The 12,323-nt window shown below is 51.2% G+C and carries 11 protein-coding genes; all 11 read right to left on the bottom strand.

The window, feature by feature from the left end:
* Positions 1-428: 428 nt before the first annotated feature.
* The 11 genes from H7F31_RS22230 to panD all read right to left on the bottom strand — a co-directional run bounded on the left by H7F31_RS22230 (position 429) and on the right by panD (position 12,322).
* Entirely contained in the window at positions 429-1,127 is a 699-nt protein-coding gene (locus tag H7F31_RS22230) for a DnaD domain protein (protein WP_187100583.1), read from the bottom strand.
* A gap of 88 nt (positions 1,128-1,215) precedes the next feature.
* Positions 1,216-2,415, bottom strand: a complete 1,200-nt coding sequence (locus tag H7F31_RS22235) for an acetate kinase (protein ID WP_187100584.1) — start codon at positions 2,413-2,415, stop codon at positions 1,216-1,218.
* Positions 2,412-3,284, bottom strand: a complete 873-nt coding sequence (locus H7F31_RS22240) for a 3-hydroxyacyl-CoA dehydrogenase family protein (RefSeq protein WP_187100585.1) — start codon at positions 3,282-3,284, stop codon at positions 2,412-2,414. Before H7F31_RS22240 ends, H7F31_RS22235 begins: the two co-directional genes overlap by 4 nt.
* Positions 3,285-3,391: 107 nt before the next feature.
* On the bottom strand, positions 3,392-4,885 hold the full coding sequence (locus H7F31_RS22245; RefSeq protein WP_187100586.1) for an AAA family ATPase: 1,494 nt from the start codon (positions 4,883-4,885) through the stop codon (positions 3,392-3,394).
* Positions 4,885-5,421 (bottom strand): hypothetical protein, encoded by a 537-nt coding sequence (locus H7F31_RS22250; protein ID WP_187100587.1) that lies wholly within the window; start codon positions 5,419-5,421, stop codon positions 4,885-4,887. Before H7F31_RS22250 ends, H7F31_RS22245 begins: the two co-directional genes overlap by 1 nt.
* Before the next feature lie 223 nt (positions 5,422-5,644).
* Positions 5,645-6,139: a hypothetical protein gene (locus H7F31_RS22255; RefSeq protein WP_187100588.1), complete on the bottom strand. Its 495-nt coding sequence runs from the start codon at positions 6,137-6,139 to the stop codon at positions 5,645-5,647.
* Positions 6,140-6,171: 32 nt separating this feature from the next.
* Positions 6,172-7,485: an amidohydrolase gene (locus H7F31_RS22260; protein ID WP_397374735.1), complete on the bottom strand. Its 1,314-nt coding sequence runs from the start codon at positions 7,483-7,485 to the stop codon at positions 6,172-6,174.
* Complete coding sequence (locus tag H7F31_RS22265) at positions 7,460-8,116, bottom strand: redox-sensing transcriptional repressor Rex (RefSeq protein ID WP_087566961.1); 657 nt, start codon at positions 8,114-8,116, stop codon at positions 7,460-7,462. Before H7F31_RS22265 ends, H7F31_RS22260 begins: the two co-directional genes overlap by 26 nt.
* Entirely contained in the window at positions 8,113-11,016 is a 2,904-nt protein-coding gene (gene dinG / locus H7F31_RS22270) for an ATP-dependent DNA helicase DinG (protein ID WP_187100590.1), read from the bottom strand. The genes H7F31_RS22265 and dinG overlap by 4 nt, the downstream gene beginning before the upstream one ends.
* Before the next feature lie 15 nt (positions 11,017-11,031).
* Positions 11,032-11,820 (bottom strand): tetratricopeptide repeat protein, encoded by a 789-nt coding sequence (locus tag H7F31_RS22275; RefSeq protein ID WP_187100591.1) that lies wholly within the window; start codon positions 11,818-11,820, stop codon positions 11,032-11,034.
* Positions 11,821-11,938: 118 nt separating this feature from the next.
* Positions 11,939-12,322, bottom strand: a complete 384-nt coding sequence (gene panD, locus H7F31_RS22280; RefSeq protein ID WP_087566964.1) for an aspartate 1-decarboxylase — start codon at positions 12,320-12,322, stop codon at positions 11,939-11,941.
* Position 12,323 lies beyond the last annotated feature (1 nt).

Consider the following 12,323-nt stretch of genomic DNA (forward strand, 5'->3'; position numbering starts at 1 on the left):
TCGTCTGTGTCCGTTACAATTTGAACAGGCCCCATTTTTGCGAAATAGCGACTGTGGTGTCCGTTACGATCAGCGTTTACTTAACTGCGCTGCCGTCCACAATGAATCGACAGCCTCATACATGACTTTATTGCATCATCATCGTGCAATTTGGCTCCAACTTCGACCCAATAGCGTTTTTCCTGTCCGTTAGATTTATTTAAGGTTAAAAATCGAACAAATAACGTTGCTGGTGTCTGTTAGATTTTTTAACCCTTTGTTCACAAGCCTTGGAGTTGCATATATTCCTAAAAAGCAAAAAAATCGGTCGAACAGACCGATTTTTTTTTGTGTCGTAAATGTTAAAATCAATTCCTTTTGCTGCGATTTTGCTTAAATCCCTTATCTCTATCCCTTATAGCTGTCTCTTATATCTATCGCTTAAAGTTTCAGCTCCGCCCGCCGTAAAACTTCTCCGAATGCGCGCGCGCTTCGTCTACATTCGTTACCCGATTACGAGCCCATTCCAGCAAAATCCGGTCAATGTACTTCAGGCTGAGCTTGCCCGCGAACACCGCTTCCTTGAGCGCGAATAATATAATCTCTTCGGTATAACGGTCTTCGTCCAGCCAAGCGCCGATCGACTCGCATTCGTAGGGGGACAGCAAACGTCCAAATTCCTGCTCGAATACCGAAAACAAATCGGATGCGGGCTTTCTTTTGCTTTTAATTGGAATCGCCTGATTCCGCTCGGAAGGCGTAGACCTCTTTGCGGATCGGCGATCCTCCGCGGCACGTTCTGCGGCTCTCATCATCCAGCCGCTCCAATTGTAGCGTTCTGCCTGCATCCCCGTATGGCTGTCCACGTAATCGTCTATGGACAGATAGCCGTCCTTTACGAGGCGGCTGATTCGTTCGCCGACCACGCGGGGCGAACTCCCCAGCCGCTCCGCAAGCTGCTCCATCGTAGGAAATTCCGTTCCCTCTGCCGCCGAGTATGACATAAGCTGCAGCATGATCATCACATCCGAATCGCTTAGCCCCAGACTGCTTGCTGTACGTAGAAGCACATGCGGCACGAAAGTGCCTCCTTCCGACATGGCGGCCGACCATCCATGGGCATACGCTTTCCATAGATCATCGCTCATCTTGGACTTCCCCCTTTCTTCCTCTATACAAAAAGGACCGAGCCGCCCCTAAGGACGGCATCGGCAGGATCAAATCGTTAAGTTGCCGCTATACATTAGTCAGCTTGTATGTATCGCGGGCAATCAACAATTCCTCGTTCGTCGGAACCACAAGCACCTTGACGCGAGAATCCGGCTTCGAAATTTCGCGAACCGTCTTCTTCCGTTCGGTGTTGAGCGCATCATCCAGTTCTAATCCGAGAAATGTAATGCCTTCGCATACCGCTCGGCGAACCGATACCGAGTTCTCGCCTATACCGGCTGTAAACAGCAGCACATCGATCCCGTTCATTGCGGCAGCATAAGCTCCGATATACTTGCGCAGTCGGTAGACGAACATATCGAAGGCCAGCTTCGCATTTGCATCCCCTGCGTTCATGGCTTCGTCGATCTCGCGCATGTCGCTGCTTAGGCCGGATATCGCCTGCATGCCGCTGTGCTTGTTCAGCATGGAATTGACCTCGCTCAGCGTGAGCTCTTCTTTGTTGATGACGAACGGCACGATGGCGGGATCGATATCGCCGCTTCGCGTTCCCATCATAAGTCCTTCCAGCGGAGTCATGCCCATGCTCGTATCCAGCGTCTTCCCGCCTACGATAGCGGCACAGCTTGCGCCGTTGCCGATATGGCAGCTCACCATCTTGAGCGACTCGATCGGCTTGCCCAAGAAACGTGCGGCCTCATCGCTCACGTAGGCATGAGATGTGCCGTGGAAGCCGTATCGACGAATTTTGTGACGGCGGTACAACACCTTTGGAATCGGGTACAGGTACGACGTCTCCGGCATAGTCTGATGGAACGCCGTGTCAAACACGACAACCTGCGGAACATTGGGCATATTGGTCTCTACGGCGTTAATCCCCATCATATGAGCAGGATTGTGCAACGGAGCGAGATCGAAAAGTCGCTTAATCTCCGCCTTGACTTCTTGCGTTACGATTACGGAATGTTTAAACGCTTCGCCGCCATGTACGACTCGATGTCCAACCGCGTCAATCTCCGACATAGAGGTTATGACGCCGAAATCAGGATGAACCAGAATGTCTATAACGCGCTTTACCGCAGTTACGTGATCCAGAATTTCTCTAACGTCGCGAACCTCGGGCTTATTTGCGGATTCATGGGTAACAATAGAAGAATCCATCCCGATTCTCTCCACTCGTCCGCTGGCGAGCACGGACTCGTCCATCATATTGTAGAGCTGGTATTTCAACGAGGAGCTGCCAGCATTAATGACTAATACTTTCATGAAATTCGGTCTCCATCCTTATCGTATTGGAAAAATCCGACGCCAGATTTCACGCCGAGATGTCCGCCGCGTACCATCTTTTTGAGCACGATTGACGGACGATACTTAAGCTCGCCGTATTCCCGGAACATTCGCTCCAGAGCGGCAAGCACGGAATCCAAACCGAAGCGGTCCGCCATCTCGAATGGACCATGCGAAAAAGAATACCCGATCCGCATCGCGTTGTCGATATCCTCCGCCGAAGCGACGCCTTCCTCGAGAACGTGCAGAGCTTCGTTTATAAAGAGGCAAATGAGGCGAGTCGTCACGAACCCCGGAGATTCGAATACCATGACACTCTTTTTCATGATGATCTCGTCCACGAAATGTTTGGTCCGCGCAAACGTCTCCTCCGACGTCTTAAGACCTCGCACGATCTCGACAAGATCAACCTTAAGTACGGGATATATAAAATGAATTCCGATCACACGATCTGGCGAAGCGGTAACGCTTGCCAGCTCGGTCAAACTAAGCGTGGATGTGTTGCTGGCCAATATCGTGCTTTCGCTGCAGATCGCATCCAGCTTGCGGAATACTTCCTTCTTCGCTTCAAGCTCCTCCGTTATCGTCTCGATAACCAACTCGCATGACGCCAGTTCTTCGTAATAAGAGACGGAGTCGATTCGTGACAGAATAAGTTTCTTCTCCGAGTTGGTAAGCGCCCACTTTTCGATCTGTTTGTCCAGACTAATCTCGATCATTTGAAGCCCGTATCTCAGACGTTCCTCCGATTGCTCCAAGATGAAGACATCAAGACCCTTGGAAGCCAACATCTCAGCTATGCCTTGTCCCATCGTTCCGATCCCTATAACGCCAACTTTCTTTATCATGCGATGCATTTGCTCCTTCTAGGTTGATAGTTCCTCTTTATTATAACGTTTTTTGGGCAAAAGAGAAGGCGAACCATAGGTTCGCCTTGAATTTGTAATAAATACGGTTAAGCAACGGCGGAATTGTGAAGTAAGTCTCTAAACCGTTCTCCATCCACGTTTTCCTCATCCAGAAGCGTCTGCAATGCCTGCCCAAACACCTCTTGACGCGAATTCAGCAGCTCCTTCGTTCGACCCATGAGATCATCCAAAATCCCGTTCGTCACGGCCGACCACTTGTCCGGCGTCATCATGGATGCATCGATTATGCCTGCATCCGTCAAACCTGATTCCACCAGCGTCTTTACAATGCCAACAGCCTGGTCGAAGTCGCCCCTCGAGCCCGTGCTGCGTTCGCCATAAAAAATCTCCTCGGCGGCAGCTCCGCCAAGCGCAATCATGATTTGTTCGTGCAGAAACTTCGTCGTATACAAATACTGATCCTGCAAGGGCTGATGACGCACGTAACCCAGAGCGCCGCCGCGAGGCGACAATGCTACCTGAGATACGCTCCCGGGACGAACAAGCTCCGCCATAATGGCGTGTCCCAGCTCATGCAGCGCAACCCGCTTTCGTTCCTCCAGGGATGTCTCCTTGTCGCTTTTCTCTCCCAGCATCACCTTGTCGATTGCCATATGAAGATGACCGGAGGTGATGGAATCCGCATTGTCGCGCAAGGCATAGATGGCCGCCTCATTCATGACAGATTCCAGCTGTGCGCCGGAGAAGCTATAGGTCTGCTCTGCAATGCCTGTCAAATCGACACCCTCATCAATCGGTTTATTGGACGCATGAATGCGAAGAATTTGAAGTCTGCCCTTTTTATCGGGCAGATCGACGCCGATATGCCTGTCGAAACGCCCAGGGCGAACGAGCGCGCTGTCCAGCATCTCCTTGCGGTTCGTAGCGGCGATGATGAGAATGCGCGGAGATTCGTTGCCATGAATTCCATCCATCTCTGTCAACAGCTGATTCAGCGTCTGATCGTATTCACGATGCTGTCCGCCGTCCCGCTTCCCGCCTATAACCTCGATTTCGTCGATAAAGATAACAGCGCTGGATTTGCCTGCTTTTTTGGCTTTGGCCCGAGCTTCTTTAAACAAATCGCGGATGCGCCCGGCTCCGACGCCGACATACATCTCAACGAATTCGCTGCCCGATGCCGCCATGTAGACGGAATCCGTATATTGCGCAGCCGCCTTAGCTAGCAATGTTTTGCCAGTACCCGGAGGTCCTGCCAGCAGTATGCCCTTAAGCGGACGAATCCCCAGCTTCTCGATCTGATCCCGTTTGACCAAAAAGTCAAGCGCCTCTATCAGCTCCTGCTTTGCGCGGTTTTGTCCGCCAATCTGTTCGAAGGTAAATGATGTCGACTTAACTTCCTTCCGTCCTTCGCCGCCAGATAATGCAGCGAGCTTGCCTTTGCCTCGCGCCATAAACAAGAGTACGCCGGCAATTGCAGCCATCAAGACGAATGGAAGCACGTTATAGCCTTGCATCTGCAAGAATACAAGGCCGACTATGACGACTCCGATCCCGATCTCCATTCCGTATTTGCGCATTACCACACCTCCATCGTATTAGGCGTTCGCGGCAACACCACGTATTTGGCCGTACCTTCTTGCTCTGACCGGATCGTAATATATACGTTGTTCTCATCCATCTCCGTCACCGTCGTTACGCCATCCATGCCGGCGACGGCTTTCTCCATAGCCGCCGGAATCGTGGAGTAGGCCTTCGTCTCCATCGCTTCCGCGATTTCGAACATCGCTCCGTACCAGAGCTGTTCCAGCTGTTCATTGGGATCGCTCTCAACCTGTACCATTACCTTTTTGCCCCCGGCGACGCCAGCCGTTTGTTTCACCGCGTTGCCGTAAGTTTCCCGAAGGCTGGCATCAGCGGACAATTTCAGCTTCACCTTTAATTCTTTTTGTCCAATCTCAGGCTTTGATGCTTCCGCTACTCCGTTCATCTCTTCCAGCTTATCGGCAAGAGGCGCGGCGACGACCATCTGCTTGTACAAGGCGAAACCTCCGAACAATAGTACGGCAGTGACAACAACGGTAATCGCTAGCGGCAATACGCGTGGTTTTCTCATCTCCTAACCCCTCCAATGTATATTGTTTATATATAATTTATATATCAACTCGTCTATACGATAGTATATCACATTTTACAGCTGATTTCGGGGTGTAAAAACAGGAAACGGGACCATGGAAGGTCCCGCCTAATTTTATGATATGGCATAAAGTTGAAGTTCAAAAAATTCGGTTTTCAGTACCGAGAAGATTGAAGGCAAGCGGATTTTTTGAACAACCTCTTTAAGAGGAAGGCAGCCGATAGGAATCGATTAGCTTACCATCTTTGTCGAAGGTATAAAAATCATAGAAATATTGAACGCCTCCATCGGAAGCTGCGGAGTAATAGATCTCCCATGCCGGAGCTCCCCGGAATAATCCGGCTTGGACCCGAACGATATTCGACCCAGGTTTGCTTGAACGGAACTGAGCTTTAAGCTCATCCTCGCCGAGCACGTCGGAAGCGTCGACGGTAAGCGTCGTTTCGTCGCCGCGCAGGAATACGTAATGATAATCATCCTGTTCCCCTGCGCCGAAGCCGACCCATACGGTCTCGTCCCAGATATGTTTGTTCAGCCGCTCTACATTCGATATTTCACCCGTGGCGACGATTCGCTGCTTCGCTTCGGCTTCTGCCGACCAGTGCGGCAGCTGTATATCCCGATAATAAAGCCCTAACCAGATCAAGAAAGTCAACAGGGCGGCGCTAACCATCCAGATCCACTTGGCCGGTGTCATAAACGGACGTCGTTTTCTTTCCGTGGCGCGCATTAGCCGTTAAGCAGCCGCTCGAATGCGGCTTGCGCTTCCTTGCGAATTTTTTCTTCGTCCAGCAAGGTGCATTGTGCATCCTTCACGACTTGTTTGCCCCCAACCCACACATGGCGAACATCCTTGCCCGATCCCGCATAGACAAGATGCGAGACGATGTCAGTGAGCGGGAAGTACTGAGGCTGGTCGATGTTGACGGCAGCCATATCAGCCTTCATCCCCGCCTTGAGCATGCCGATCTCCTTCTCCTTCCAGATGGAAGCCGCGCCGAGCGATGTCCCAAGCTTAAGCGCCTCTATAGCCGGTATGGCAGTGGGATCTCCGGATACGCCTTTGTGCAACAGGGCTGCCATTGTAATTTCCTGGAACAGATCCAGATTATTGTTGCTGGCCGCGCTATCCGTTCCGAGACCGACCTTAACGCCGGCACGAAGCAATTCCGGAAGCCTGGCGATGCCGCTGGCCAGCTTCAGATTGCTCACAGGATTATGCGCTACGGAGACGCCGTTCTCTGCTAGCATTGCAATCTCCTCGTCGTTCAGATGAACGGCGTGCGCGACCAACGCAGGGCGCGAAAAGAAACCCAGCCGATGAAGATGCTCAACAGGCCGAACGCCGTAATCCCTAACGTTCTGCTCCACCTCTGCACGAGACTCGGACATATGCGTATGAAGCGCCAAAGAATGATCATGGGCGGCCTGTACAAATTTTTCGATATATGCGGAAGGGCAAGTATATGGCGCATGCGGGGACAGCATGGTCGTAATTCGGCCGTCTGCCCTGCCGTTCCACTCCAGGGCGAATGCAATCGCTTCCTCTAGCTTCGCTTTCTGCTCCTCTTCCGAGCATAGGCCGATAACGCCGCGCATCAAAACGCCGCGGATGCCGGATTGTTCCGTCACCTTGGCGACTTCATCCATTCGATCATACATATCGAGGAAGGTCGTTGTTCCCGTACGAAGCATCTCGACGATGGCCAGAGCTGTGCCGGCTCTCGTATCCGCCGCAACATAACGGCCCTCCATCGGCCACATTTTCTGTTCCAGCCATACCTGCAGATTTTGATCGTCCGAATACCCGCGAAGGAGCGACATCGCCGCATGACCATGCGTATTAATAAGTCCGGGCAGGAAGGCCAGTCCTTTGCCATCCAGCTTCTCAACGCTTTCAGACAAGCTTTGCGGCTCAGGCTCCTGCTCGCCGATATATGTAATGGTATCGTTCGTGATGACCATATGACCTTTAATGACCGGGGTCGAGTCGTCCATCGTCACGAACAGGCCATTTCTAATCCATAGCTGTTTCATCCGAATCTTCTCCTTCATGGTTCAAATAATACGCGAGGCTAAGCAGTTCCCTTGTGAAATCGGCATTGTGAATGCGTACTTCATCCGGTACGCGCAAAATCGCTGGAGCGAAGTTCAAAATGCCTTCTATCCCTGCCGAGACGAATTGATTTACGACGTTTTGAGCTTCGAACGCAGGGACAGTGATGATTCCGATCCGAATTTTTTGCTCCGCAATCGTTGCGACCAGCTCGCTCATGGGTTGAACGACCAGATTGTTGATATTCGTTCCGATCTTGGCAGGATGATCGTCGAACACAGCCGTTATTTTCATATTGTCCTTGGAATATTTGTTGTAATTGCATAAGGCATGACCCAGATTGCCGGCGCCAACCAGCGCGACCTTGATCGTCTGGTTCACCTTGAGTATTTGACGAATGATTTCGATCAAATAGACAACGTCGTAGCCAATACCTTTGCGTCCGAATTCGCCGAAATACGCGAGATCCTTGCGAATTTGAGCCGGGTTAAGATCAAGCTTAACCCCAAGCTCCTGCGAGGATACCGTCTGGATCTCGCGGCTGTCCAGCTCGTTAAGCACCTGCAAGTAGATAGGGAGTCGGCGCACGACCGCTTCGGATATTTTGGTCTGCTTCAAGTTGTTGCCTCCTTCGTAGCTTCTGGTTCGCTCGCCGCAGCGCTGTTTTTTCCCAGCCATTCTCTAATTCTTGGCACCATCTGATCCGTAAACATCGTTTCGATCTTGGGACCTGGCAGCGAATAGAGAAAATGTTTGCCGTAATAGGCATCGATAACGCGCGTATCGTAGATGATGACAATGCCTTTGTCCTGCGAGGTTCGGACAAGTCGGCCGAATCCTTGTTTGAACCGGATGACGGCCTGCGGGATGGACAGCTTCATAAACGGATTCTGCTTTTGTCGCTGCAGTTGCTCCGCCTTTGCTTCTTGGAGCGGATGATTAGGAGGCTGGAACGGAAGTCTTACAATGGCAAGACAGGTAAGCGCTTCGCCTGGAATATCGACGCCTTCCCAGAAGCTGCTCGTTCCCAAAAGCACGGATTCCGGCTGTTGAAGGAAACGTCTCGTCAGCTTGGTTCGATTGCTGCTGTCGATCCCTTGTCCCAGCAAGCCGATGCCTGCCGCGGCCAGACCTATTTTCATAAGCTCGTGAACTTGCTTCAGCATCTTATAAGAAGTAAAGAGCACCAGCATTCGTCCTTTTGTCTCTAGAGCGGCGTCGACCAGCGAAGCCGCCAGCTTATCCAGATACGCGTCGTTTACATATGCGCCCTTAACAACCGGGAAGTCGCGAGGGACCATCACCAGCGCCTGTTCCCTGTAACGGAAAGGAGACGGCAACTGCACGGTTTTGAGCTTGCCCTGCGTCTCATAGCCGAGGAGTCCGAGTTGTTCCTCTGCGTACTGGAAGGTTTTCTGCACCGTTAATGTCGCGGAGGTCATAATGATGCTGTCTTTGGCGTCAAAAAAGTACTTTTGAAGCTGTTCGCTAACATCGACGGGTGCCGCGTACATGTGCAGCGATCGGTAGCGGTATACCGCGCTGGCTTCCATCCAGAAAACAAAACCGGACTGCTCCAGTTTCATAAAGATTCGAAGCTCGTCTTTTAATCTCGTCAAATCCCGGATGGAACCGTTAAGATCGGTAATCGTTCCCTGAACGGAGAGATCATCGATCCGCTCCTTGATGTCGTTGATCATTTTTTCCATCGTCTTGATAACCCGCGCAAGCTCGACATAAATATTATTCTCGACGCCGCTCGCTTCATCCCAGCTTGCAGGAAGCTCGGAATGATGGAGTCTAAGAACCGAAGACGAAACCGCGCCATTATCAGTGGCGCCTTCAGCTCCTTCGCCCATCATTGCATACAGCATCTCGAATAATTTGTCCCAATGCTCCCTGATCTCCTGGAAGATCGGGATGATTTCATCAATCGTCTCCGTCCATGCTTGTACATGGTCATCGCCTTCATTCTGCAGCTTGGAACGCAGTAAAGGCAATAACCCCGTTCGATTGTCCTTAAACAACCGGGTCGCAATATGTACGAGTGAGAAATAATTCACGTTCATCCCCAGATGTTTGCCTGCCACTTCTTCCACGTGATGAGCCTCGTCAATAATAAGATGAGAATACGCGGGCAGCAGGCGATGATCGGCCTGCACATCGGTAAATAACAAGGAATGATTCGTAATACAGACGTCGGCGACGTTCGCTTCATGTTTGGCGCGATGGTAATAACAGCGCTTAAACCATGGACAAGCACGATTAAGACATGAGTCCGCATCGCTGGATACCGTAGACCAAAAGTCAGAACCTCGGCTGCCGAGGTTCAACTCCTCCTGATCCCCTGTCTCCGTTTCTCCTAACCAGACGACCATCTGGGATGCCGTAATCGCATCTTCTACAGGAGAAACCAAGTCCCGGGCGTTGACCTTGCCCTCGAATTTGCGCAAACATAAGTAGTTCCCTCTCCCCTTAAAAATGGAGGCTTTTACGGGAAACGGAAGCACGTCGGACAGCAGCGGCAAATCCCTGCTTCTCAGTTGCTCCTGAAGATTGATCGTATGCGTGCTGACGACGATCTTGCTGTCGCTCTGAACGCCGTAATACAGGGCGGGGATCAAATACCCCAGCGACTTGCCCGTGCCCGTTCCAGCCTCAATCAAGAGGTGCTGATCGGCTGCGAGCGCTTCGTATACGTGATGAAACATCAGCTTTTGCGGCTCGCGCTCTTCGTAATCCGGAAAACGTTCTTGAAACTTGGCACGAACGGCTTCGAGATAAGCCTCGAAGCTCATGTCCTTCGGTATTGCCGAGCCCGCTCCATTAGTCCTGGCAGGCTGTTCTTCATTCCATTCTCGCGCCTTAAGAGCAAATTGCCGGTAATAATCCACTTCATTGGACTCGAACACGACGGTTCGCTCCATAAGATTAAGATTGACGTTAAGGAACCAATGCAGGTCCCTGGATTCGTCGATCAACGCAACGAGCCGCTGCAAAGTAAGCAGCGGCAAGGTGCGAAGCTTGCCCACAGCCTCGATAAAAATATGGGCAGTCGCAAGCGCGTCGCTATCCGCGCGATGATGATGATCATGCGTAATGCCAAACGATGCCGCTACAACGCCTAATTGATAAGATGTAATCGTCGGATATAATACTCGCAGGAGTTCGATCGTATCCAGCCTGCGGCCGGTGAAAGGCAAATATCCGCATTTCTCCAGCGCGCCGTTCAAGAAACCGGCATCGAATCCTACATTATGGGCGACAAGAACGGCATCATCCAAGAGAGGAATAAGCTTTAGCAGCACGTCGTGCAGCTCAGGCGCGTCCGCAACGGTCTCTTCCTCGATGCCGGTTAATTGCGTAATGAACGGGGGAATAGGTACCGTAGGCTTTACAAACGAGCTGAACGTATCGACGATCGCCATCTCTTCCGATACAATGACGATGCCGACTTGAATAATGTCGTCTTCTGCACTATGACCCGTCGTCTCCAAATCCAGCACTGCGTATTTCATCCATCTTCGTCCCTCTCACAAACAGCACAACTCCGTGCTTCCGAAATATAACGATAATTGCCCAGGCGATTCCTGGCAGGATCGCAAGTTATTTAATGGATCCGTAAAGCTCGGATAAACTTCGTAAGCTTTGCGGAACAGCCTCTCCGCATGTGCCATGTTCATCCGAACTGCGTGAATACACCCAAGGGCATTATATCCTAAAGCGACCCACTTCGGAAAGTCCGACATCACAACAAGCAGTTGGAAGTGACGCTGCGCTTCGTTCCAATTCTGCAGATGCATCTGGCTCATTGCCAGATGAAGTCTCGCCAGATTGCATTCGGGGGCCATGGCAATGACGGTCTGGAATAAAGAAGCTGCTTCGGCGAACATAAATAATTTATAATAGCCTTGTCCTTTGCTCATGAAGGGCTCCGCAGCTTCGGGAATTTCCAGATCGCCATAGGCGCATGGTTGTTTCTCGCTGATTGTGATTGGATAATTTGCGCCAGCAGCTGCATATCCCGAATTCGGGATTTTGTTTGCTGGATGATCCTTATCCTTACCCGCCGGTAGCTCGGGAAGTTTTGGCAGCGCCGCTCCTCCAACCGGACCGCTTAAGTCGAACGGACCGCACTCGTCTTGAAAATCGGTGAATTTTTCCTCGAATTGAAGCCATTCCTCGATAAAGGCGTCGCTTGTTTTTTTGAGCTGCCGAATCTGCTCCAGGTACTGACCGCGCTCCTGGTCCGTGGCCGAGTTGTAACGCTCTTTAATCCCGTCAAGCCATTCGTTCATCGAAGAGAACATATGCTGTATCATACCGCATCCCGCCTTCGCTTTGGATTAAGGAGTGATACGGTCATTCTTTGTTCCAACGCGGTTTTTCATACGGCATCCCAGACGTTACATAAACGAACCACTTCCAAAGACCAGTTCGTTACAGGATCGTTGCGTGAAGCTCTTCGGTGAGCACCTTGACCGGCTTGTTTTCATCATTTAGAATCGTCACGATCGGCTTATGGACGCGCGCTTCTTCCGTGGACATGGACGCATAAGAAATAATGATAACCTTGTCGCCCGGCTGAACCTGTCTTGCCGCCGCTCCGTTTAAGCAGATAACGCCCGACCCTCTCGGCCCCGTAATTACGTAGGTTTCGAATCTGGCTCCATTGTTATTGTTTACAATCTGAACCTTCTCGTTCTCCAGCAAATCCGCTGCTTCCATCAGATCCTCGTCAATCGTAATACTGCCTACATAATTCAGATTCGCTTCCGTCACCGTCGCCCTGTGAAGCTTGGATTTCATCATCGTTCTGAACATA

This window comes from Paenibacillus sp. PAMC21692 (assembly GCF_014303795.1).
Classification (GTDB): domain Bacteria; phylum Bacillota; class Bacilli; order Paenibacillales; family Paenibacillaceae; genus Pristimantibacillus; species Pristimantibacillus agaridevorans.